Raw genomic sequence first — 24512 nt, 5'->3', positions numbered from 1 at the left:
CCCCAATATCTTCATAAAACTTTATTTCTATTTCAACAAAGAGAGGAATTTTCAATATGACTTATAAAATGATTGTTTTAGACTTAGATGATACTTTATTACGTGACGACCATACCATTTCACCTCGTACGAAAGAGGCTCTAATGACTGCACAAGAGCAAGGTGTAAAAGTTGTACTTGCTTCTGGACGTCCAACGTTTGGTATGCGCAATGTAGCGAAAGAACTTCGTTTAGAAGAATACGGTAGTTTCATTCTATCTTTTAATGGCGCAAAAATTATTAACTGTAAAACAAACGAAGAAATCTTTAGTAGTACGCTATCTCCTGAAATCGTTCACAACCTATTTGAAATTAGTAAAAATGAAGATGTATGGATTCATACTTACATTGGCGATGCTATCGTAACGGAAGAAAATAATCCTTATACTGAAATTGAGGGCGATATTACTGGTATGCCAATTGTTGTAGTAGATGACTTTAAAGCTGCTGTTAAAGAGCCTGTAGTAAAAGTATTAATGAATAAAGAAGCTGAACGCCTTGTTGTAGTAGAAAAGAAACTACAAAAACAATTAGAAGGTCAATTAAGCGTTATGCGTTCGAAACCATTCTTCTTAGAATTTACTGAAGCTGGTGTTACAAAAGGAACGAGCTTAAACCAATTAATTCAAAAGCTAGACATTAAGCGTGAAGAAGTTATCGCAATGGGCGATAGCTATAACGACCAGGCAATGATTGAATTCGCTGGTCTTGGTGTTGCAATGGGCAATGCACCAGATGATATTAAAGAAATTGCAAACTACGTAACAGATACAAATATGAACGATGGTGTTGCAAAAGTTGTAGAGAAATTTGTATTAAAAAGAGAAGCGCTCGTTTAATATTTTCACCCATAAAACCTATTTGAAGTCAAACACTTCAAATAGGTTTTTATTTAAATTCTCATGTTTTTGTGACTATATTTTGAACTTTGCACTATTCTCGTAGTGTAAACTTTCTTTTTGTATATAATGAAACAAAATAGACTATTTTATTTTGAAAAAGAATACAAATTTACTATAAACAAGCATACGTTAAAGGAGGCTACTTTATGTTATCTACACCAATCGGACGATTAAGAGCAATCGGCTTAATTGAGGGGATTTCTTTCCTATTACTATTATTTGTAGCAATGCCATTAAAATATTTTGCAGGATTTGCAACAGCCGTTAAAATTACAGGTATGGCTCATGGTGTTTTATTTATTCTATTTATCTTTGCGGTAATTCAAGTAACAATCGTACACCGCAAATCAATTGCATGGGCACTTGGGGCATTTGTTTCATCAGTTATCCCATTCGGTACTTTTGTACTAGATGCAAAATTAAAGAACGAGCAACAATGATAACAAAAAGGTAGTTAACGACTGTTAACTACCTTTTTTATTTACAAATTTGGAATTTCCCAATCAATTTTCCTTTCACCCATATTAGCTAAAATCGTATTTACTTTAGAGTATGGTTTACTACCAAAGAAACCACGTCTTGCTGACAACGGGCTTGGATGTACAGATTCGATAATATGATGATTTGAATTTGTAATTAACTTTTTCTTCGCCTGTGCATGACGTCCCCACAATATGAAAATAACTGGCTTTTCACGTTCATTCAACAGTTCAATCACACGATCTGTGAAGTGTTCCCATCCTTTTCCCTTATGAGAATTTGCTTCACTTTGACGAACTGTTAATACTGTATTTAGTAGTAATACTCCTTGCTCTGCCCACTTTACTAAATAACCGTTATTCGGAATTTCATAACCATATTCATCTCGAAGTTCTTTATACATATTTAACAATGATGGTGGTGTTTTAACACCAGGTTGTACAGAAAAACTTAAACCATGCGCTTGATTCGGTCCATGATATGGATCTTGTCCTAAAATAACAACCTTTGTATTTTCATAACTTGTATACTGAAGAGCGTTAAAAATAGCTTCTACCTTCGGATAAACAACATGTGTACTATACTCTTCTTTCAAAAAATCAGCCAACTTGCGATAATATTCTTTCTCAAATTCTGGTGCCAATAATGGTCCCCAATCATTTTTTAAAACATTTTCCATACTTTCACTTCCTGTTCAATTAATTCACCATATCCTGCTTTGTAAATACTACAAATGAAATAATAAGAGATACAACTCCCCAAACAGTTAAATTCATTAAAGAAAATCCCATGGATAAACCTTGTAATGCAGGTAGTTTTCCTGATAAATAATCCGTTAATGATAAATTCACACTAAAAATATATTTCGCACCTTCCCAAGATGTTGCGAATGAGCTTAAAATACCACCTGCGATTAATGCGGCTAGCATAATGCCCATACCAGCTGGTGTATTTCGAATTAAAACAGAAACCATAAATGATATAGTTCCGACAACGATAGCAACGAACCAAGCTAATCCGTACGCCATTAAGATGTATTGCCACTGCGGAATAAGATGCACAAAGTTTGTATTTAACGTTTCCTTATCAATGACGAATCCTGTTAACACAGGTAAATTCCATCCTGAGTATCCAAATACAAGCCCTGATAATACGTAAGCAAACAGACCAACAAGAAACAGTATGAATGAAATGAAAAATAACATCGTCACGTACTTACTCAGGAGTATTTTCCAGCGCCGAATCGGCCGCGTGAGCAACATTTTCATCGTTCCATCACTTCTTTCTCCTGAAACAATGTCAATAGCGACAATCATGACAAGAAGCGGAATAAACAATGTAATTCCTTGCTCAATAAACGCCCTTACAAAAGTTGGTGCGCCCGGTGCCATCGGGTTAATATCATGATCTAAATAATATTGTTGCTGCTCCACTCTTACCTTTAGCCAATCACGCCATTCTTCTGGTAATCTAGAGTTATTCAAGCGGTTTTGAGAATCAACAATTTGTTGTTGTAATGAAACTTTCCAATCCGTTGTACCTAGTCTTTTCTGTGTCGTTTCTACTTCACGATACTGCGCATACACGAAAAGTGGAATCAAGATTGCTAAAATAAGCATGACAACAAAAATACGTTTCTTACGATAAATTTTTTCCGATTCATTTAAGACTAGATTCGCAAATTCACGCATGCTGCTCACCCCTTGTGAGTTCAATAAATAAATCTTCTAGCGTAAATACAAGCTCCTTAACACTATGCACATCTATCCCATTTTCTACAAAGTGTCTATTCCAACTACTTATAGATGAGATATCCATGCGGCATAGTAATCGGTCACCTTCTATACTCACTTCTCTTACTTCTTCAGCATCTTCTAGCATATCTTTTGCCTTAGAAATCGGTGTAACAATCCATTCTACACGATCACTTGCTGTTTTAATTAACTCTTCAACCTTGGCAACTGTTATCATTTTTCCTTTATGAATAATCGCAACCCGATCGCATATCATTTGTACTTCGCTTAGCAAGTGACTTGAAATAAACACACTCATATTTTCTTCTTTCACAAGCTTATGTATAAATTCCCTAAGTTCTCTAATTCCAGCTGGGTCTAAACCATTTGTTGGCTCATCTAATATGAGCAATTTTGGGTTTCCAAGAAGCGCTTGCGCAATGCCAAGGCGCTGTTTCATACCAAGTGAGTATGTTTTTACCTTATCGTGAATTCTTTCATCCAAATGAACCATTTGAGCAATTTCAATAATACGTTCATCTGATATATCACCCAGCATACGGGCAAATTGTTTTAAATTTTCCCATCCCGTTAAATATGTATACAGTTCTGGGTTTTCAACGATACTCCCAATTTGACGCATCGCTTCTCTGAAATTTTCCTTAATAGAATAACCACCGATAGAAATCGTACCTTCTGTTTCTTTAATCAATCCAACTAACATTCGAATGGTAGTCGTTTTCCCTGCGCCATTCGGTCCTAGGAAGCCAAACACTTCTCCTTGTTTTACATCGAAGGAAATATTCTCTACAATTGTCTTCTTTCCAATTACCTTCTTCACGTCTCGTACGGAAAGTATCGTCGTCATTTTACCCCTCCTTGTTCTAGTTTTAATTTACTCGTAACATTTTGAACTAATCGGTCCGCCATATATGTATACCCTACTTCATTCGGATGGAAATGATCGGAGTATAATAAATCTTTCCCTCGGTTTTGGAATAAATCAAATGTCGGTGTAATATACACATTTTTATTATTTATCGCCAATTTTTCTAAAGATGCATTCCAATCTACAACAATGTTTGAAGACCCTTTTAAATCTTCTACATCTTCAAAAGGATTATATAAACCTAGCCAAAAAATAGGGCTATCTGTATTTAACTTACGAATTTCTTCTATAATTTTCTTCGCTTCATTCTGGAATGTTTCTGTATCAGGACGGTATGTTTCTAAATCTATCTTTCCAAGCGATTCCCAACCTGGAAATAAATCATTTCCTCCAATCGTTAAAACGATTACATCTGCTTGCTTAATTGAATATTGAGCGCCACTACTCTCAATTTGTTTTAATAAGTCAGGCATTTTCGCACCACTAACCGCTAAGTTAGTTAAGGCAATCTTTTGCTTATAATCTTTTTGTAAATCTTCTTTCGTCCGTCCAATATAGCCAATTCCTTCTTTATCACCAACACCGCGTGTTAATGAATCACCTAAACTAACGATTTGTAATGTTCCTGTTTTCCTTTTCTCTTTTGCCACTACATCGGTCTTTTTAATTAAATTTGAAGCTTTCGGATTTAATACATCATTTACCCCTGAAACAAAACCATATGCAAATAAACAGAAAGATGCAATTGTAATGAGTAGAATTACTTTTACTACTTTTGATCTCATATCAAAACCCCTTTTAGCCCTCATAGATTGTCCATAATTATACCAAACGCAATTTTGAAAAGCGATTTTCACAACTTCTCTATTATGTTGTTTCCCTGTGTACTAATTCTGGTGATAACTCTACGTGCTTTACATCTATTTTCTCATCATTAATCTTTTCATATAATAATTCAAATGCCTTCACGCCAACATTTTTACTACAATACGAAATCGTCGTAATGCCTAAAATATCTGCGACATCTTGATCATCACAACCGATAATCGTAATATCTTCTGGAATACGAATTCCTTGTTTTTTTGCTTCCGTTACCATCCCCGCCGCAATATGATTGCAAGATACAAGAAATGCAGTTGGCTTTACCGACATATGGGCCCATTCCCTGATTACATTACGTCCATCTTCCACCGTAAAACAGCCCTTAAACTTCCAGGCTTCTACCGGTGTTACAGCAATCTGTTGAAGCGAATCCTCATATGCTTGTTTTCTTCTCTGACTATTAATGCTATTACTTCTTCCAATGCAATACCCAATACTTGTATGGCCGGCATCTATTAAGCTCTTCATACCGCGCGAAAAGACTTTATAGTAATCAATATGCACACTCGAAATGAAATTCGAGTCTATTTCTTCACACATAACAATTGGACCAAATTTCGTATATTCTTCAAGCTTTTCCTTACTATTTGCTCGAGAACATATAATAACCCCATCAAGCTTTTTCATTTTTAACATATTCAAAATTTCTAATTCTCTTTCCTCACTATAATTCGTCTGACAAAGCATCATATTATAGTTATTCTTTGCTGTTTCCTTTGATATTCCCTCGATAATAGCGCTATAATATTGATCATTTACGTGCGGTAATAAAACACCAATGACATTCGTTTTTCCTTTCACTAAATGAATTGCATTCACATTTTGCGTATAATTTAATTCTTCTATAATTGCTAAAATTTCTTTTCGTTTCTGTTCATTCACATATGGATGATTATTCAGTACACGTGAAACAGTTGAAACAGATACTCCAGCAAGTTCAGCAATCTTCCTTATATTCGTCATCTCATTTTCCCCTTCTCTGCAAAAATTCTCCCTTGACCTGGTAAGCTTTCCACAATATATCCTTTCCTAGCAAATACATGTTGAAAGGATATACAACTATGCTTCGATTCAAATTAGAATATATATTTTTCATTGGCGGTCTACTCACTCTCGCCATCGGTATTAATATGATGACGACAATTACTTCCTTTGGACTTAGCCCTTATGATTCCTTCTTTATTGCACTATATCAAAATTTTGGGATAAGTATCGGTTTTTGGATTTTCATGATTAATTTTGCATTTACACTTATCGTACTCTTTTGGAATAAAAAACAAATAACAATTGGTACAATTGTAACGATGGTTCTTATTTCTCTTTTTGTTGATTGGATTGGTTCCATTCCAACTATTATGGACGCTATCCGTTCTCTTCCAAAATATATAACACTTATTTGCGGAAATCTATTCGTTGGAGCTGGGATTGGTCTTTACGTCTCTACAAACCTTTGCGCAGCACCTCAAGAAGCTTTCGTTTTAACGGTTGCTGAGAAAAAGAAATGGACATTTAGAAGAACAGAAATTTCGTTAGCGTTTTTATTTTTAACATTAAGCTTCCTATTAGATGGACCTATCTATTTTGGAACAATCATCTTATCCTTTACAACAGGCTGGATTATCCAAGCATTTATTCAAATTGGTACGAAGATTTTAAATAGAAAAGAGCCTATTAAGCAAGCTGCTTAACAGGCTCTTTCTGTTTTATGAGAAGAGATACTACTTAGCATCCCCTTCAATTCGATAGTTTGCTTTCAAACAATCTATTTCTTCATACCCTTGCAACGTATGTAGAATATAATCATAATCAGCAAGAGACGCACGATGCGTCACAATTACAATTTCAGCCTTCCCTTTCTCTTCAAGCGGCATTTGAATAATCTTTTCAAAGCTAACGCCACGCTCAGAGAATAATGAAGTAATTTTTGCAAATACACCAATTTCATCTTTTACATGAAGTCTTAAAAACTTCTTCACAACAATTTCGTCTGGCTCTTTTAATACCTTTTTATACTGCGGGGATACCGCACTATTTCCGTTTACACCTAATCGAATATTTTGCATTACAGCTACTAAATCTGAAACAACAGCTGTTGCTGTCGGTAAACTTCCTGCACCTGGTCCATAAAACATCGTTTCCCCGACCGCTTCACCGTACACATATACAGCGTTATATTCATTTTGCACGGCCGCAAGAGGATGTGTATTTGGAAGTAGCGTCGGTTCAACTGTAACCTCTAATTTTTCACCATCCCGCTTCGCAAGACCGATTAATTTAATCGTGTATCCTAAACTCTTACTGTATTCAATATCTTCCTCTGTAATAGAAGTAATCCCTTTTACCTTCACATCTCCAAGCTCTACATTTGTAGAGAAACCAAGGGTAGCCAAAATTGTCATTTTTCTTGCCGCATCTAAACCTTCCACATCTGATGTTGGATCTGCTTCTGCAAATCCAAGTTGCTGAGCTTCTTTTAACACGTCGTTATATGCTCTCCCTTCATCTGACATTTTCGTCAAAATAAAATTTGTCGTTCCATTTACAATTCCCATTACTTTCGTAATAAGATCTGAAGAAAGTCCTTCTACGATACTTCGTAAAATCGGAATCCCTCCAGCTACACTTGCTTCATAAAACAAATCAGCTTTATTATCTTTTGCTACCGCTAAGAGTTCCGCACCATGTAACGCCATTAAATCTTTATTGGCAGTCACAACATGCTTCCCACTTTGTAAAGCTTGCAAAATATATACTTTTGCATCATCAATGCCACCCATCACTTCAATGACAACGTCAATATTTGGATTATCTAAAATTTCATTTGCATCTTGTGTTAATAGAGTAGAAGGTACCTCTACCTCTCTCTCTTTTTCAATATTTTGTACTAGTACTTTCGTTACTTTTACAGGACAACCTACTTGGTGTATAAGTCGCTCTTGATGATCTGTAATGATACGAACTACACCACTACCAACTGTCCCAAGACCTAATAAACCAACTTGAATTTCTTTCATAATACTGTCCACCCCTCAAAAATTGTGTTTAGATGAAATTATATGAGTAAAAAATCTGAAAAAAATGTTTTTTGAACATTCGGAAAAATACAAGCTAATCTTTACAAAGAAAACGTTACCACGTGTTACACAATCTTTTTATAGTACATAAGGGGTTTCTTGATACACGTAATAATTCAGCCAATTAGAGAATAATAGATTCCCATGGCTCCTCCACCTTACAAGCGGTTTCTCATTTGGATTATTATGCTTAAAATAATTTTTCGGCACATCAATATTTAACCCTTTTTGGCGGTCCCGTTCATATTCTTGCTTTAGCGTATCACAACTATATTCACTATGCCCGAGCGCAAACACTTGTCTTCCTTCTTGCCCAATAACAAGGTGAACACCCGCTTCCTCAGAATTTGCTAATAATGTTAAGTCTGTCACCTCTCTAATATCACGCTCTCGTACTTCTGTATGACGAGAATGCGGGGCAAAAAACAATTCATCAAACCCTTGTAACAATTTCACATGTTGCTCACGAACTTCATGTTCAAATACACCGAACATTTTTTCCTTAAGAGGATACTTTGGAACACCATAATGATGATACAAGCCAGCCTGTGCCCCCCAGCAAATATGAAGCGTAGATGTTACATTCTTTTTTGAATACTCCATAATACGTTTAAGCTCTTCCCAATAATCTACCTCTTCAAAAGAAAGAGTTTCAACTGGTGCTCCTGTAATAATAAATCCATCAAATTTCTCATTCTCAATATCACGAAATGTTTTATAGAAACTCGTTAAATGTTCCTGTGCTACATTACGGGACAAATGCGATTCCATATGAAGCAAATGAACATCTAATTGCAGCGGTGTGTTGCCAATTAAACGAAGTAATTGCGCTTCTGTTTCTTGCTTTGTAGGCATTAAATTTAAGATAGCAATTTTCAATGCCCGGATATCTTGTGTTTCTGCTCGCTCCTTCGTCATTACAAAAATATTTTCCTTCTGCAACACTTTGCGAGCTGGTAAATCTCTATCAATTATGATCGGCATGTTCTTTGCCTCCGACTAGCGCTGCTTCTAAATCTGCAATAATATCAGAAACATCTTCTATACCAACCGATAAACGAATTAAATCTGATGTAACGCCAGCTAGACGCTGATCTTCAGCACTTAATTGTCTATGCGTTGTGCTAGCAGGATGTATAACACAAGTTCGTGCATCCGCTACATGCGTTACGAGAGTTGCTAGTTTTACATTTGCGATAAATTCTTTCGCTGCTTCTAATCCGCCCTCAATGCCGAATGTTAAAACACCACTAGCACCTTTTTTCAAATACGTTTGTGCTAACGAGTAATTTTCATTACTATCTAATCCCGGATAATTCACCCACTCAATACGTTCATGGTTAGCAAGCCACTTAGCAACTGCGAGAGCATTTTCACTATGACGCTCCATTCTTAAATGCAGCGTTTCTAAGCCGATATTGCTAATATACGCATTGAATGGGCTCATACAGTTTCCGTAGTCTCTTAATAATTGAACACGCGCCTTCACAATATAAGCTGCTGCACCAAAATTTTGAACGTAACTTACGCCGTGATAACTTGGATCCGGTTCAACAAGTTCAGGATATTTCCCATTTGTCCAATCGAAGTTCCCTCCGTCAATGACAATACCGCCTAAAGAGCTTGCATGACCATCAATATATTTCGTCGTAGAATGAACGATAATATTTGCTCCGTGCTCAAATGCTTGGCATAAATAAGGAGTTGCTAATGTATTATCCACGATAAAAGGTACTTCTAACTCTTTCGCTGCATCTGAAAATTCTTTGAAATTTAGAACGTTCATCGCTGGATTTCCTAACGATTCTGCATAAACAAGTTTCGTCTTATCATTAGCAAGGGCCACAATTTCATCAGCAGTTAAATTCGGATTAAAGAACGTAACATCAATACCAAGCTTACGCAAACTCACTCCAAATAAATTAAACGTTCCGCCATAAACTGTTGAAGAACAAAGCAAGTGGTCTCCGCTACTACAAATATTTAAAACGGCAAGCATAATAGCAGCCTGCCCAGAAGCCGTTGCAACAGCTCCTACACCACCCTCTAAATCCGCTAACTTTTGCTCAAATGCAGCTAAAGTAGGATTTCCAATACGCGTGTAGATATATCCTTCTGCCTCTAAATTAAATAGCGCCGCTAAATCATCCGAAGTATCGTATTTATACGTTGTACTTTGATAAAGCGGTAAAACACGCGGTTCACCATTCTTTGGTGTATAGCCACCTTGCACACAAATTGTTCCTTTTCCCCATGATTCTCCCATCTCTCATTCTCCTTTCTTTTATACAAAATAAAAAAACTGCTCCTTTCCTGAAAACAAGAAAGGAGCAGTTTGAAAACACGCTCTAAAGGCTCTTTCTTATCTTTCAGGATATTACCTGCAGGATTTGGCACAATTCCGTTATACGGCTGTTGCCAAGGTTTCATCGGGCCTGTCCCTCCACCTTTTCTTGATAAGACTATGCAATTACCGTTGATTTTATAGCAATAATTTCCTAATGTCAATTGGTTTTTCTGAATGTTCAAAATTAATTACAAATAAGTTTACATGCATAACAAAAGAAATATATTCCATATTCATTTAAAAAAGACCTTTTAAAACCCACGATTACTATATAAAATTAAGTAAGTAGTTTAACTGTATACATTTCAAACTCTCACGAGACCTCAATATATTGAATAAGCCAACCTCTCAAAAAGATACTATACATATTCATCTCATTTCGCAGTAGTATATTTAATCCTTTCGACATTAAAACTTACATAACGGAGGTATCACATGACAAATACAAAAGACATGCACTATATGCTCGTCCTATACGGCATTCTTTTAGGCTCTATAGTAGGAGCAACAGTCTGGTTATTTTTAGTTACAATAAATATCGGCATTCACTTTATTTGGGGATACTTACCTACTATTTTCTCTTCTCCCCCTTATTACACTATTTGTGTAACAACTATCGGTGGGATTCTCGTTGGTTTAACCCAAAAATACTTCGGCACATATCCTCGTCTTATGCCGGAAGTAATGGGTGAATATAAAAAAACAGGTAGAATTGAATACCGTTTTGTACATAAAGCTACTTTAACTGCGATTATCGTTTTAATATTTGGAGCTAGCTTAGGTCCCGAAGCAGCACTTGTTGGAATTATCGGTGGACTTTGTACATGGGTAGGCGATCGCTTTACATTCGCCTTAAAAGGAATGAATGAACTAACAGAGGTTGGAATCGGTGCTACTTTAAGTGTAATTTTTAACGCGCCATTATTCGGTTATTTAGCTCCAAATGAAAATGAGGGTGAGCAAATTAACGAATTTTCTAAAGGAAAAAAAGCAATTGTATATTTAGCTACCACTTTCGCTGGCTTTTCTGTTTATTTATTACTTAGTAAATTCGATAATCGCGGATCCTTTATCGTTGATTTTGGGGAAGGTTCCCTTTCTCTTAATGAATGGATCGCCTTTCTACCACTTGCTAGTATTGGTGCTATAGTTGGTTTCTTTTATTTCAAATTTGAATTCACATTGGAGAAATTAATCCATCCCTTCAGGGAATACAAACTATCACTTGGTATTATCGGTGGTATTTTATTAGGAATTACAGGAACTGTTCTCCCGTACACGTTATTCTCAGGAGAACACCAATTAAAAGATTTAGTCGTTGAATGGAGTCATTTATCCTTCTGGGTACTACTTCTTTCAGGTGTTTTAAAATTATGTATTACTGCCGTTTGTTTAAATACAGGTTGGCGCGGTGGACATATTTTCCCAATTATATTTGCTGGATCTAGTATCGGATATGCTATAGCTTCCATTATCCCGATAGATCCAATCGCTTCGGTAGCCATCGTCACGACAGCAATTTCAAGCTATGCATTAAGAAAACCAATTGCTATAACATTACTATTACTCATGTTTTTCCCGCTCAATTTACTATTACCGATGCTTGGAGCGGCAGCGATTGGTAATGCATTTCCACTTCCTAAAAACAACGAAGCTACAAACGAATAAAAATGGGCAGTAGGGACAAAAGTTCCACTGCCTATTTTTATTACACACGTTGCTTCAATAACGCATATAACTCTTCAAAATTTTGCACTTCATATGTTGGCACAATCTCGCTATTATTTGATTTCTTTTCTGGATTAAACCAACAAGTATCAATTCCCGCTACATATCCACCTTTAATATCAGCACTTAACGAATCCCCAATAATGAGTCCTTCTTCAAAAGAAAAATTAGGAATTCGTTCAAAAACATAATCAAAATACTCTTTCATCGGCTTTTGGAATCCCGTATCTTCAGAAACGAAAATATCTTTAAACAAGGCATGTAATCCTGCATTACGTAAACGTTTATCTTGCGTCTTAGAAATACCGTTTGTCACTATATATAAATCGTACTCACTTTGAATTTGATTTATAAATTCAAACGCACCTTGCATAAGTTGGTCTCCTTCTTCTAAGTAGCTACGATAATTATTTTCGAATAATATCCCGTCTACTTCTTCCCCGTATTCTTTAAACAAAATCGAAAACCGTGTACTTACGACTTCATCACGGTTTATTTCACCTTCTTCAAAAGCATCCCAAAGGCTTTTATTAATTTTTTTATACCGCCTTTCAACCTCGCTAGTTAGATGGATCCCTTTCTCTTCAAAAAGCATACGTAACGCCATTTTCTCCGCCTTCTGAAAATCTAACAATGTATCATCTACATCAAATAGCAATGTTTTATATTTTTTCATAAGCCCTTCACACTCTCTTTTCTACAAAAACAAATTTACGTAAATCGTATCATTCCTTCTTGTAAAAATAATAGGAGATATCTCATACTAAACATGAGGTGAAAATATGAAAGTCAGCAAAAATAGCGAAGAAATCTCTCATTACATGCAAACTTACAACTTCCATACTCTTTTTTCTTTTGATGTCTTACCGTATGCTGAACTACATTCCTTTCAAAAGAGAGAAAGGATATGTAATGAAGGTGTTGATGTTCCCTATCTTTATTACTTAATTTCCGGAAAAGCGAAAATATATATGAGTCACAAAAACGGGAAGGTCTCCTTAATTAACTTTATTCAAGCACCTTCGTTCATTGGAGAATTAGGGTTAATTGGCGTAGAATCCGTTACGAAAACGGTGGAAGTGATTGAAGATTGTATATGCTTAGCGCTTCCTCTTAAAGATTGTCAGCATCTTTTATTGCAAGATGCTACCTTTCTACAGAAACTATGTAAATTTATCGGTGAAAAAACAATTAGCCGAACAGAAAGTTACGCCAAAAACAATAGTTATCCGTTCGAAAATCGATTAGCGGCGTTTATTCTATTAACAGAACAAAATAACCGTTATACAGAAAAACATACCGAGGCTTCGGAATACTTGAATGTCAGCTACCGCCATCTTTTATACGTATTAAACCAGTTTTGTCAGCAAAATTACTTAAAAAAAGACGGAAGAACCTATTACATACAAGATCGAATTCAATTAGAAAAACTGGCTGATGAACTTAAAATATAAAAAAAGTAGCATTAACGTTTACCTGTTAATGCTACTTTTTTCGAGTGACGATTCTATTTTCAATTAAAATTTGCTTGCTACTTTAGCTGCTTCTTCAAGACCAGCTGTAATGATCTCTTCTGCTTTATCTGGGAATTGGTTATGTCCTTCAATAACTACTGTTTCCATATTTGTTGCACCGAAGAAGCCCATCATGCTTGCTACATATTTAACAGCCATTTCTACTTCAGCTGCTGGACCTTCAGAATATACGCCGCCGCGCGCATTTAATAATGCAATCTTCTTATCTCCAATTAGACCAACTGGACCTTCTGGCGTATATTTAAACGTTTTGCCAGCTCGGTTTAAATAATCAATATATGTGTGTAGTACTGCTGGAATCGTTAAGTTCCATAATGGGAAACCGAAAACGACTTTATCAGCTTCTAAAAATTGATTTAAATACTTATCAGCAACTGCTACTGCTTTTGCTTCCTCTTCAGTTAAATCAAATCCTTTACCTGCTTTAAACGTACCATTAATCATATCTACGCCTACATATGGTAATTCTTCTTTATATAAATCAAGTTCTACTACTGTATCATTTGGATGTGCTTCTTTATAGTTTGCTAAAAATGCCTCGTATAATTTCACACTAACTGCTTGTTCCGCTGGGCGGTTGTTTGCTTTTACAAATAAAACTGTTGCCATTGTTTTTCCTCCTAGTACTCACTCTTCTGTTGTTATATGCTTTCAAAAAAGGTATCCCTTGTAATTGTTGTTTTGTTGCTTACAAACATATTTTATCTTTATATCAAGACAATTTCGTCCTCACATAGACGTATTTTTCCATAAAAAAAGTCCACCTTCTAAAGGCGAACTAGGTCTTACGACTTTTGTCTTATACAATTCCATTTTTCACTGCATATAATGCTGCTTGCGTGCGATCAGATAAATTCAACTTACTCAAAATACTACTTACATGCGCTTTTACCGTTTTTTCTGTAATAACTAAAACAGAAGCGATCTCTTTATTACTCATCCCTTTCGCTAATAGCTGCAACACTTCATTTTCTCTCGCCGTTAGCACATCCACTTGAATAGAAGGTTCTTCTTCCTTTTCTTCCACAGGTAATGTTTGAGAGAGAAGAGTATTTGCTATATCTGGATGTAACTGTATATTCCCTTTATACGCACTACGAATTGCCTCAACAAGTTGATCTGGTTCTACATCTTTTAAAATATACCCGCTTGCTCCCGCCCTTAACGCTGGTAAAACATGCGCCTGATCAGAAAAGCTTGTTAATACAATTACTTTCACATCAGAATATTCGTTTTTGATACACGCTGTCGCCTCAACGCCATCCATTTCGGGCATATATAAATCCATTAGTACAACATCAGGATTTGTTTCTCCTACTTTCACTAATGCTTCTTTCCCGTTATTTGCTTCTCCAACTAACTCTAAATCTTCCTGTGTACTTAAGAAAAATGCTAATCCTTTTAAAACGACTGTATGATCATCAACTAATAATACTTTTATTTTCACAAACTTCCCTCATTTTCACATCATAATGGTACATTTATTTTTATACTTGTTCGTTTTTTTTCACTTACAATTTTAATTGTTCCACCAATTAGTTCTACTCTTTCGCGCATCGTTGTCATGCCAAGTGACTTCTTCTCTTTTATGTCCTTTTCTATAAACCCATTACCTTGATCCACTATTTCTAATGATACATTGTTCTCAGTTACTTTAAAATAAATCGTCGCTTCCTTTACACCTGCATGCTTACTCACATTGTTTAGCGCCTCTTGTCCAATGCGCCACAGTGCTTCTTCTACTACACGAGGTAAGTCACGAACACCAGTAACTTGCTCCCTAATCTTCAATCCTAAGTTTTCACCGTACTGCTTTAGAGCAGGTAATAACCCTTTCTCTAATCCTGCCGGACGAAGCTGCCAAATTAATGTCCTCATTTCTTTTAAAGCTCCTTGTGCTAATTCACGCATCTCATGCAAAGATTGATCCACCTTTTCATTTTGACCTTTTAAAACTGCCTCAGCGCCTTTTGTCATAAAGGTTAACGAAAATAGCTTTTGTGAGACTGAGTCATGTAAATCTCTTGCCAACCGATTCCTTTCTTCCATTCGTACAAGTTCACGGCGCTGCTCATTTAATCTTAAATTCTCGATTATTAACGAGACATGATTCGATAGCGCTTGGATTACATCTATTGTGTTAACATCAAATTCTCCATTATTCAAACTAACACATAAAACACCAAATATATGATTTTGAATATGTATTGGTGTAGCAATAACAGCTCTATTTAGATGTACACTATGCCCAATTTGATGTTTTAGTAGCACCGGCTCATCTTGTTCTAACGCCTTCTTTGCCGCTTCTTTTACATCCTCTTGTAACTCTTCCTGACTATAGGACGCTCGCAAAGATAATTCCTTTTCTTCCCTAATAAAAAAAGCCACTTGATTCCATTGAAATACTTCACCTATATGATTTACCACTTTTTCAGGTAATACATTAAATTTATGAATCGTTTTTAAATCTTGAATAAAACGTTCCAATTTCACATAATAATGTGCTCTTCGCTTTTCATTTTCATATAATTTTGTTCGCTTTAAGGCCGTCCCAATTTGGAAAGCAACCGATTGAAGTAATACTAATTCTTCTTCCGAAAAATGCGTTTTACCAGGACTTGCTACATTTAACACACCAAACTTTTCTCCCCCAGCCTTTAAAGGAACCGTAGCATGATGAAGAATGCCTTCTGTATTTCCCCAACTATATTCAATTGCATTATTAATTCTTTTACATTCAATAATATTAACGGCTCTCTCCAATTTCCCATCCACAAAGCCACGTAAACACCAACATTCCCCTTCACACATCGGACGTTTATTTTCATATGTAAGTGCCTCTGGCAACTGGTAATCAATCAACTTCGTATACTTCCCATTTTCATCCGCAAGAAAAATCCATCCTGTCGTTAAACCTGTTACACTAAGCAATTTTTCTAGCACCGCTTGCAATACATGGTATGTATCATTTGATGTATTTAGTGTTTCTGCAATTTCTTTTAATATAACTAATTCATTTGTGCGATTATCTCGAAACATAATCAGTCTCCTACACGCAAAATTTTAAATAGCTCCTAAAATAAATCATCTACTTTTCACTTTGTACTTATTCGTAACATTGATATAATGGTGAAAACATAGTTTTCATTATATCACTTGAGGGGGCTTTCATAATGACATTAAATAAAGCACTTACTATCGCTGGTTCTGATACAAGTGGCGGTGCTGGTATACAAGCAGATTTAAAGACATTCCAAGAACTTGGTGTATACGGAATGACATCTCTTACGACAATCGTAACGATGGATCCACATAACGGTTGGGCACATAACGTATTCCCAATCCCAGCTTCTACATTAAAACCACAATTAGAAACAACAATTGACGGTGTTGGAGTAGATGCTTTAAAAACAGGTATGCTTGGATCAGTAGAAATTATTGAAATGGTTGCAGAAACAATCGAAAAGCATAATTTCAAAAATGTAGTAGTTGATCCTGTTATGGTATGTAAAGGTGCCGATGAAGCATTACATCCTGAAACAAATGACTGCTTACGTGACGTTCTTGTGCCAAAAGCATTAGTTGTAACGCCAAACTTATTTGAAGCTTACCAATTAAGTGGCGTAAAGATTAATTCTCTTGAGGACATGAAAGAAGCAGCGGAGAAAATCCATGCTTTAGGTGCGAAATATGTCCTAATTAAAGGCGGAAGCAAGCTTGGTACAGAAACTGCAATCGACGTCCTATATGATGGAGAAACATTCGATCTTCTAGAATCAGAAAAAATTGATACGACAAATACACACGGCGCAGGTTGTACATATTCTGCTGCTATCACAGCAGAACTTGCAAAAGGAAAATCCGTAAAAGAAGCAGTAAAAACTGCTAAAGAATTTATCACAGCGGCTATCCGCTATTCATTCAAAATTAACGAATACGTGGGCCCAACACATCACGGTGCATATCGTAAATTCGTTGTATCAAAAGAACTTGTCTAACATATGAATAAAAATACCCACAGAGTTCTTACATTGCCTCTGTGGGTATTTTTATGGGGCTTTACATCTTCTGGTCATCTTACCTTTAAGATGCAGAACTGACCTGATTTCTTCCATTTCTTTTAGAGTAATATAATGCATCATCAGCTGCTTGAATAAATTGATTTGGTGATGACTCAAACTCTGAAATCCCTACTGAAACCGTAATTTTTATTTTTGTTCCATCTAACAATTGAAATGAATGTTTTTCAACAGCTGTACGAATTTGCTCCCCCATACAAATCCCATAAGCTATTTCCCTCTTCGGTATCAAAAGTGCAAATTCCTCTCCACCCTTTCGAAAAGTCAAATCCGGAAATGTTGAAATTTCTCTTAAAATACGCCCTACTTGTTTTAATACTTCGTCTCCTGCAGGATGTCCATACGTATCATTTACATGCTTAAAGTGATCAATATCGATAAGTAGTAAACAAAGTGAATCATTTTTCATACGTTTATTACTAATATGACGATTCATCTCTAAATCAAATTGCCTTACGTTTCCTAGACCTGTTAATGCATCTACCGTTGCGTATTGCTTCATCGTTTGAAATAACTCATTAGATTGCAATACGTAATTTGCACTAAAAAACGTGATATATCCTGTAACAATACTAGAAAATAAATATAATCCCACTATGTGGATGTCTTTAATTAACCATATATATAGCGCTGGGATTAGAATAGATAAAATATATGTATGTAACCATGCCCACTTTTCTGCTAAAGAAAGCTTCATACGCGAAATAAAGATACTACCTATCCCTATCGCAATGATTGTATAAAAAGCTACTTGAGAAGCTAATGAATAATCCATAAATAATAATCTAGTTACTAAAATCATACTAACAGCTATAGTACTCGCTATTGGTCCTCCAATTATAACGGCTAGAATGACGGCTAAGTAGCGTAAATCCAATAGGATAGTACCAACATGAACACCGAAATACATTAGTAATATACCTAATATTCCAGTAAAAACACCTACTACACATTTCTGCCAAAAAGAGAACCCTTCTTTTAATGGCTTGTCTCTTAAAAGCTGACCTCCAATAAAAATAAAGGAAAGAATAATTGTTGTGTTTATAAATAGATCCCTTAACATAAAATAATCTCCCTACTTTTCCATCTATCCCTTTCCTTATTTTATTGTATACGAAATCCCTATAATTCCCAAAGCTTTTATTTATTTTTTGCTGTTCCACGTGAAACAGCAAAAAACAAAAAAGGACGAAAGTTCGTCCTTTTTTGTTAACAGCAACGTGATATCTTTCCGCCTTTTGCATTAAACCTAGCTTCTTGCGCCTCAGCAAAAAATTGCTTTTGACATACAACCTCTTCTTCTGGATGATGCTTTTTCATATGCTCTACATATGTTTCATAGCTTGGTACCCCAACGAGTAAACTAATAAAGTGTTTCCTTTTTCCCCATACTTTCCGTAGTCGTTTAAGCATAGTTCCTCGACTCACTTTCATCTCTAGAAATATATGGCGCCTCTTTTAACGGCATCGGCTTATTTCTTAATACTTGAATCCAAATTCGAATTGCAGAAATTAATACAGCGATTACAACTATCATAAAAATCCCACAAAGCGCTGCATCAATATAATCATTGAAAATAATTTGTTTCATTTGAGCGACATTTTTAGCTGGTGCTAACACTTTTCCCTCATCTAATGCTCCCTGAAACACCTTTGCATGAGATAGAAATCCTATTTTAGGGTTTTCATGAAATAGCTTTTGATAACCCGCCGTCATCGTTACAATAAGCAATCCGACAGTTGGAATAAGTGTCACCCAAACATATGCCTTTTTCCCCATTTTGAACAAAATTGTCGTTCCAAGTAATAATGCAATACCTGCTAACATTTGATTTGCAATACCGAAAAGTGGCCATAATGTATTAATTCCACCAAGCGGATCAACTACCCCTTGGTATAAGAAATAACCCCATCCTAATACGCATAACGTTGTAGCTATCACATTCGCTAATGTAGAATCCGTTTTCCCAAATGGCTTATATACATGTCCTAAAATATCTTGAATCATAAATCGGCCTACACGCGTTCCAGCATCAATTGTCGTTAAAATGAATAGAGCTTCAAAAAGGATTGCAAAATGATACCAAAAGGCCATCATGGCTGTTCCACCTATTACTTGTGAGAAAATATACGCCATACCTATCGCTAACGTTGGTGCACCACCTGTGCGTGATAAAATCGTTTGCTCTCCAACGTTTACAGCGAGATCTTTTAGTTCATTTGGTGTAATAGCAAATCCCCATGAGGAAATAACTTGAGCTGCCTGCGAGACATCCGTACCGATAAGTGCTGCGGGACTATTAATCGCAAAATAAGTTCCTGGTGTTAATACACAAGCTGCAATCATCGCCATCGCGGCTACAAATGATTCCATTAACATTGCCCCATAACCGATTGGCTGTGCGTGTCCCTCTTGTTCAATCATCTTTGGTGTCGTACCTGATGAAACGAGAGCATGGAATCCAGACACCGCACCACAAGCAATTGTAATAAATAAGAATGGGAATAAGTTTCCAGAGAAAACAGGACCTGTTCCATCGATAAATTTCGAAACTGCTGGCATTTGTAAATCTGGTGCTACAATTAAAATACCAATTGCTAATCCAACAATTGTTCCGACTTTTAAAAATGTGCTTAAATAATCACGTGGTGCTAAAAGCATCCAAACTGGTAAGGCCGATGCGATAAATCCATATACAATAAGCATAATAGCAATCGTTTCACCGCTAAACGTGAACATGCTTGCAAGCGTTGGATGCTCTGCTACATACTGTCCTCCAATAAGAGACAGTATAAGTAGAATAATTCCGATTACTGACCCTTCTCCAACCCGGCCAGGCCTAATGTAGCGCATGTACACTCCCATTAAAATAGCAATAGGAATCGTTGCTGCTATCGTAAACATTCCCCAAGGACTTCCGACAAGCGCCTTTACTACCACTAATGCTAATACCGCTAATAAAATAATCATAATGCCTAAAATGCCTATCATTGCAATAAGCCCTGTAACAGGACCGATCTCATCTTTAATCATTTCTCCTAAAGATTTACCATTCCGTCTCATCGAAGCAAATAAAATTACAAAATCTTGTACAGCTCCAGCGACAACTACCCCAACAATAATCCATATTGTCCCTGGTAAATATCCCATTTGCGCTGCCAAAATCGGTCCTACTAAAGGGCCTGCCCCAGCAATTGCTGCAAAATGGTGCCCAAATAATACCCACTTATTTGTCGGAACATAATCTTTTCCATCGTTTAATGTATGGGCTGGCGTTTGCCTATTATTATCTAAACCAAATACCTTTCTCGCTATAAATCTACTATAAAAGCGGTAAGCAACTGCATACACACATACCGCAGCTACTAAGAGCCACACGGCATTAATAGTTTCACCTTGTGATAAAGCTATTACACCAAAAGCACCTGCGCCTACTGCTGCAATAACTCCCCATAGTAAAATCGACTTCAATGTTTTCACATACAATCCCCCCAATACTATCGCTTAGTGGGATTGTACTAAATTTTCTGAATATTTAATTTGAATCCTCCTTATCATGAAGGATTTTTAGTTTATCATGTTAAAAAATTCGCATTACCTACTATAATTCAATCTTATTTCGAAGTCGTTTCACATAATTACGACTAACTGGAATCGGTTGCTCATCATATTTATCTAAATACAGATTATATGTGCCATTATAATAAGGTTTTAGTTCTTGTACATATGACATATTAATTAAATAACTTTTATGCACACGTAAAAAATCATATACATTTAGCTTATTTTCCAGCTCCTGAAGTGTATATGTTGAAATATACTGATTATTCGTTGTATAAATTGAAACCGTTTTGTTTTCCTTATTTTTGCTTACATATACAATATCTTCAGGGAAAATATACCGAATTCCCTCTTGACCTTCTATCGGTAGTTTTCGCAAATAACTCTTTGCTTTCTCGCCTTGCTCTTTACACATTCTATATAAAAGGAATTGCAAATCTTCCTCACGAAATGGGCGTAGTAAATAATAAAATGCTTGAAAACGAAATGCCGTAATCGACTCTTCTATATCTTCACCCATAAAAATCAATTTCGTATAACAATTTACTTCCCGTAATAAACTCGCATATTCAAAACCAGTTCCATCTAGTAATTTTGAATTCAAGAAAACAAAATCTGGTGTATGCTTTTTCATGATAAATAATGATTCTGCTCCCGTATTCGCTTCAAAACATTCTACATTCCTTATATTTTCAGTAAATTTTTCAGCTAAACTTCTTCGCTCTTCTGCTTCTTCCATGATCAGTAAAATTTTCATTTCTTCAACCACCTAATTCTTTTGTCCATACGTCTTGTTGTATACATTCGCTTTTATAAGAAACATTCCCTTTTTCTTACTATACCATTATTTATCTAAAAAAACAGAAAAAAGGAAACCACGACGGTTCCCCTGCCCTTTTATTCCATTATTTGTAGGAAGTAACACTCACTGAATGCGAAGAAATGAGTGTTACTTCCCCAAAGACACAATTGGTGCTGGCTAATAATCAGCGAGGGATAAATCCCTCACCGATTAAACTTTCACCTTATACTAATTCTCGTTGCTTCGTTTCTTGCCCAAGTACAATTACAGCAACTACGCCAATTAAAATTGATCCACAGAAAATCGTAAATATTAGTGATAGTGAAGCCTGTGAAGCAACTAAATATCCTACTAATAGCGGCCCAAGAATACCACCAATACGACCGAATGCTGCCGCCATCCCTGCACCTGTACCACGAATAACCGTTGGATACTGTTCCGGTGTATAAGCGTATAATGCACCCCAAGCACCTAAATTAAAGAAGGATAGTAACATGCCTGCTACGATTAATACCGTTAATGACTCCGCCACTCCAAACAAATAAGCACTACATGCTGTACCGATTAAATACGTAACTAAAACGAACTTACGACCAAGTCGTTCAATAAACCAAGCAGCCGTGAAATATCCTGGCAATTGAGCTAACGTCATAATAAGTACGTACTGGAAACTTTTTATTAAACTAAATCCTTTTAATACCATCACACTAGGTAACCAAAGGAACATCCCATAATAGGAAAAGACAACAGAAAACCATAGAATCCATAACATAATTGTTGCCTTACGATATTCCCCAGACCAAACTGACTTTACATTTTCAATAACGGACGGTCTTTTTTCAGCCTTTTGAAATCTCGGAGAATCCGGTAAATTCCATCTTAAATATAAAGCATATAATGCCGGAACCGCGCTCAATACCATTGCAACTTCCCAACCATATTTTGGAATAACAAAATACGAGATAAGGGCTGCAATTAGCCATCCACCTGCCCAAAAGCTTTCTAATAGCACAACTATTTTGCCACGTTCATGCGCTTCAACGCTCTCTGATACTAATGTAGACGCAACTGGAAGCTCTCCGCCAAGCCCCATACCAATTAAAAATCGTAAAACAAGGAACATCGCAAGTGTCGTCGTTAAAGCAGTTAAACCACTACCAATAGAAAATAGTAATAATGTAATAATAAAGACTGATTTCCGCCCTATTTTATCTGATAGTATTCCAAAAACGAGTGCTCCGACTGCCATACCAATCGAATTAATGCTGCCTATCCAGCCCATTTCTTGCGTACTTAATCCCCAATCTTTTTGCAGTGCTACCATTACAAATGAAAGCATTCCAACATCCATTGCATCAAATAACCATCCAAGCCCTGCTATACCAAGTAGCTTTCGCTTCGAAATTTCTTTCACCTTGCCCACAAGAAGTCCTCCTTACACGGCTGTCTTTACACATCATTTTACATGTGTGAATTACATAAGTAAAATACTTTCGTGTAAAAAATTCTCCTTCATCTATTCCCAAAAAATAAAATACTTATCCCGCCTCAAAATTCAGCTGGAGCGAAAGAGTTAGATTGAAGATCAACTGCCAGTAAATGTCCGATTGGTGAAGACTAACAATCAGTAGGAGATGAACAAAACCTCACTGATTAAAGTTGCATTTTATCAAAAATGGCCAAATAAAAAAGTAGCGATATTCCGCTACTTTTTCGAACGCATAACTTCTTTTAAAAATTCCACTAATACTAACTGACGACGCCAGCGCGTTGGATTGCTACACAATCTATAAAACCACTCTAAATAAATCGATTGAATCCATTTTGGTGCACGTTTTACCTCTCCAGCCCATACGTCTAAACTTCCACCTACTCCAACAGCCATTTTCGTTTCTAAACGATGCTTATTAGTTTGGATAAAGTTCTCTTGTCTCGGGAAACCAAGTGCGACAAGTAATAGATCTGGTTTTGCTTCTTGAATACGAGAAATGATATTTTCTTCGTCCTCTTGTTTAAAATACCCATCTTGTATACCCACAATAGATACCGCTGAATACGTCTTCGTTAAATGATCTGCTGCAGCTTGTACAACATGTGGTTTTGCTCCTAATAAGAAAACGGATACTGGTTTATTCTCTTCTGATAACTTCGCAAACAAATTACACATTAAATCAAAACCTGCTACACGCTCTTTTACAGGTGTACCAAGCATACCACTTGCTTTTACAACTCCAATACCATCAGGTGTAATTAAATCTGTATTTAATAATGTTTTATGGAAATTTTCATCCTTTTTTGCACACATAACAATTTCAGGATTCGCTGTTACTACCTGAAAAGTATGCGTTCGCTCCAATTCTAGTTGCCCCTTCAAATATTGGACCGTTTCATCCATTGTCATTGTAGAAAAGGGAACACCTAGAATATCAACCGTTTTTACTTCCATGATTAACTATCCTC

24 protein-coding genes and 1 riboswitch are annotated in these 24512 nt (G+C 36.1%); of the genes, 6 read left to right on the top strand and 18 right to left on the bottom strand.

The window, feature by feature from the left end; genetic code table 11:
* Window positions 1-56 precede the first annotated feature (56 nt).
* Together QEP67_RS00455 and QEP67_RS00450 are read left to right on the top strand one after the other, a co-directional pair.
* Window positions 57-878 carry a Cof-type HAD-IIB family hydrolase gene (locus QEP67_RS00455; RefSeq protein ID WP_048566731.1) on the top strand — a complete coding sequence of 274 codons (822 nt, stop codon included), beginning with the start codon at window positions 57-59 and terminating at the stop codon, window positions 876-878.
* Between the two features lie 209 nt (window positions 879-1087).
* The gene (locus QEP67_RS00450; protein WP_000953389.1) at window positions 1088-1381 is read left to right on the top strand and encodes a DUF3817 domain-containing protein; all 294 of its coding nucleotides are present in this window, start codon (window positions 1088-1090) and stop codon (window positions 1379-1381) included.
* 41 nt (window positions 1382-1422) lie between these two features.
* Here the strand turns inward: QEP67_RS00450 and QEP67_RS00445 are convergent, their stop codons facing one another.
* The 5 genes from QEP67_RS00445 to QEP67_RS00425 are packed head-to-tail and all read right to left on the bottom strand — an operon-like array spanning window position 1423 to window position 5888.
* The gene (locus QEP67_RS00445) at window positions 1423-2100 is read right to left on the bottom strand and encodes a uracil-DNA glycosylase (protein ID WP_000432536.1); all 678 of its coding nucleotides are present in this window, start codon (window positions 2098-2100) and stop codon (window positions 1423-1425) included.
* A 19-nt stretch (window positions 2101-2119) separates the two neighbouring features.
* The gene (locus QEP67_RS00440; RefSeq protein ID WP_048566732.1) at window positions 2120-3112 is read right to left on the bottom strand and encodes an ABC transporter permease subunit; all 993 of its coding nucleotides are present in this window, start codon (window positions 3110-3112) and stop codon (window positions 2120-2122) included.
* A complete protein-coding gene (locus tag QEP67_RS00435) occupies window positions 3105-4022 on the bottom strand; it encodes an ABC transporter ATP-binding protein (RefSeq protein WP_000207734.1) in 918 nt (305 codons plus the stop codon). Before QEP67_RS00435 ends, QEP67_RS00440 begins: the two co-directional genes overlap by 8 nt.
* Window positions 4019-4900 carry an SGNH/GDSL hydrolase family protein gene (locus tag QEP67_RS00430; RefSeq protein WP_170771082.1) on the bottom strand — a complete coding sequence of 294 codons (882 nt, stop codon included), beginning with the start codon at window positions 4898-4900 and terminating at the stop codon, window positions 4019-4021. The genes QEP67_RS00435 and QEP67_RS00430 overlap by 4 nt, the downstream gene beginning before the upstream one ends.
* Before the next feature lie 10 nt (window positions 4901-4910).
* A complete protein-coding gene (locus tag QEP67_RS00425; protein ID WP_282895822.1) occupies window positions 4911-5888 on the bottom strand; it encodes a LacI family DNA-binding transcriptional regulator in 978 nt (325 codons plus the stop codon).
* Between the two features lie 98 nt (window positions 5889-5986).
* On the opposite strand from QEP67_RS00425, the gene QEP67_RS00420 reads away from it, so the two are divergent.
* Window positions 5987-6613, top strand: a complete 627-nt coding sequence (locus tag QEP67_RS00420; protein WP_088065058.1) for a YitT family protein — start codon at window positions 5987-5989, stop codon at window positions 6611-6613.
* Window positions 6614-6643: 30 nt separating this feature from the next.
* Here QEP67_RS00420 and QEP67_RS00415 read toward each other — a convergent pair whose 3' ends face one another.
* From QEP67_RS00415 to QEP67_RS00405, 3 genes are all read right to left on the bottom strand, one after another.
* Window positions 6644-7939, bottom strand: a complete 1296-nt coding sequence (locus QEP67_RS00415) for a homoserine dehydrogenase (RefSeq protein WP_000659111.1) — start codon at window positions 7937-7939, stop codon at window positions 6644-6646.
* 138 nt (window positions 7940-8077) lie between these two features.
* The gene (gene metA / locus QEP67_RS00410) at window positions 8078-8983 is read right to left on the bottom strand and encodes a homoserine O-succinyltransferase (protein WP_064470144.1); all 906 of its coding nucleotides are present in this window, start codon (window positions 8981-8983) and stop codon (window positions 8078-8080) included.
* Window positions 8967-10265, bottom strand: coding sequence for a bifunctional O-acetylhomoserine aminocarboxypropyltransferase/cysteine synthase (locus QEP67_RS00405; RefSeq protein WP_353706490.1), 1299 nt, complete (start codon window positions 10263-10265; stop codon window positions 8967-8969). The genes metA and QEP67_RS00405 overlap by 17 nt, the downstream gene beginning before the upstream one ends.
* A gap of 93 nt (window positions 10266-10358) precedes the next feature.
* Window positions 10359-10462: riboswitch (SAM riboswitch) on the bottom strand.
* A 319-nt stretch (window positions 10463-10781) separates the two neighbouring features.
* Between QEP67_RS00405 and QEP67_RS00400 the strand changes: the two genes are divergently transcribed.
* The gene (locus QEP67_RS00400) at window positions 10782-12014 is read left to right on the top strand and encodes a chloride channel protein (protein WP_064459788.1); all 1233 of its coding nucleotides are present in this window, start codon (window positions 10782-10784) and stop codon (window positions 12012-12014) included.
* Between the two features lie 40 nt (window positions 12015-12054).
* Here the strand turns inward: QEP67_RS00400 and QEP67_RS00395 are convergent, their stop codons facing one another.
* Complete coding sequence (locus QEP67_RS00395; protein ID WP_000760167.1) at window positions 12055-12750, bottom strand: YjjG family noncanonical pyrimidine nucleotidase; 696 nt, start codon at window positions 12748-12750, stop codon at window positions 12055-12057.
* A gap of 106 nt (window positions 12751-12856) precedes the next feature.
* Here QEP67_RS00395 and QEP67_RS00390 point away from each other — a divergent pair, with 106 nt between their 5' ends.
* On the top strand, window positions 12857-13528 hold the full coding sequence (locus tag QEP67_RS00390; RefSeq protein WP_048566736.1) for a transcriptional regulator YeiL: 672 nt from the start codon (window positions 12857-12859) through the stop codon (window positions 13526-13528).
* Between the two features lie 63 nt (window positions 13529-13591).
* Here the strand turns inward: QEP67_RS00390 and QEP67_RS00385 are convergent, their stop codons facing one another.
* The 3 genes from QEP67_RS00385 to QEP67_RS00375 all read right to left on the bottom strand — a co-directional run bounded on the left by QEP67_RS00385 (window position 13592) and on the right by QEP67_RS00375 (window position 16648).
* A complete protein-coding gene (locus QEP67_RS00385; RefSeq protein ID WP_000246726.1) occupies window positions 13592-14218 on the bottom strand; it encodes an FMN-dependent NADH-azoreductase in 627 nt (208 codons plus the stop codon).
* Window positions 14219-14408: 190 nt separating this feature from the next.
* Window positions 14409-15056: a response regulator transcription factor gene (locus QEP67_RS00380; protein ID WP_353706489.1), complete on the bottom strand. Its 648-nt coding sequence runs from the start codon at window positions 15054-15056 to the stop codon at window positions 14409-14411.
* A gap of 20 nt (window positions 15057-15076) precedes the next feature.
* Complete coding sequence (locus QEP67_RS00375) at window positions 15077-16648, bottom strand: GAF domain-containing sensor histidine kinase (protein ID WP_353706488.1); 1572 nt, start codon at window positions 16646-16648, stop codon at window positions 15077-15079.
* A gap of 134 nt (window positions 16649-16782) precedes the next feature.
* Between QEP67_RS00375 and pdxK the strand changes: the two genes are divergently transcribed.
* Window positions 16783-17607 carry a pyridoxine/pyridoxal/pyridoxamine kinase gene (gene pdxK / locus QEP67_RS00370; protein ID WP_048566737.1) on the top strand — a complete coding sequence of 275 codons (825 nt, stop codon included), beginning with the start codon at window positions 16783-16785 and terminating at the stop codon, window positions 17605-17607.
* Between the two features lie 85 nt (window positions 17608-17692).
* Here pdxK and QEP67_RS00365 read toward each other — a convergent pair whose 3' ends face one another.
* From QEP67_RS00365 to QEP67_RS00340, 6 genes are all read right to left on the bottom strand, one after another.
* Window positions 17693-18751: a diguanylate cyclase gene (locus tag QEP67_RS00365; protein WP_000942853.1), complete on the bottom strand. Its 1059-nt coding sequence runs from the start codon at window positions 18749-18751 to the stop codon at window positions 17693-17695.
* A 146-nt stretch (window positions 18752-18897) separates the two neighbouring features.
* Window positions 18898-19101 carry a YbdD/YjiX family protein gene (locus QEP67_RS00360; protein WP_000919820.1) on the bottom strand — a complete coding sequence of 68 codons (204 nt, stop codon included), beginning with the start codon at window positions 19099-19101 and terminating at the stop codon, window positions 18898-18900.
* Window positions 19094-21169 (bottom strand): carbon starvation protein CstA, encoded by a 2076-nt coding sequence (cstA, locus tag QEP67_RS00355; RefSeq protein WP_046958589.1) that lies wholly within the window; start codon window positions 21167-21169, stop codon window positions 19094-19096. The genes QEP67_RS00360 and cstA overlap by 8 nt, the downstream gene beginning before the upstream one ends.
* Window positions 21170-21290: 121 nt before the next feature.
* Window positions 21291-22007, bottom strand: a complete 717-nt coding sequence (locus QEP67_RS00350) for a LytTR family DNA-binding domain-containing protein (protein WP_000698269.1) — start codon at window positions 22005-22007, stop codon at window positions 21291-21293.
* A 268-nt stretch (window positions 22008-22275) separates the two neighbouring features.
* Window positions 22276-23475 (bottom strand): MFS transporter, encoded by a 1200-nt coding sequence (locus QEP67_RS00345; RefSeq protein ID WP_000521099.1) that lies wholly within the window; start codon window positions 23473-23475, stop codon window positions 22276-22278.
* Between the two features lie 282 nt (window positions 23476-23757).
* Complete coding sequence (locus tag QEP67_RS00340; protein ID WP_048566738.1) at window positions 23758-24498, bottom strand: WecB/TagA/CpsF family glycosyltransferase; 741 nt, start codon at window positions 24496-24498, stop codon at window positions 23758-23760.
* Window positions 24499-24512 lie beyond the last annotated feature (14 nt).

Origin of the sequence: Bacillus cereus group sp. MS39, assembly GCF_040448665.1 — a bacterium.
Taxonomy (GTDB): Bacteria; Bacillota; Bacilli; order Bacillales; family Bacillaceae_G; genus Bacillus_A; species Bacillus_A wiedmannii.
Note: the sequence above shows the minus strand (reverse complement) of the source record. Positions and strands in the feature narration are given on the sequence as shown.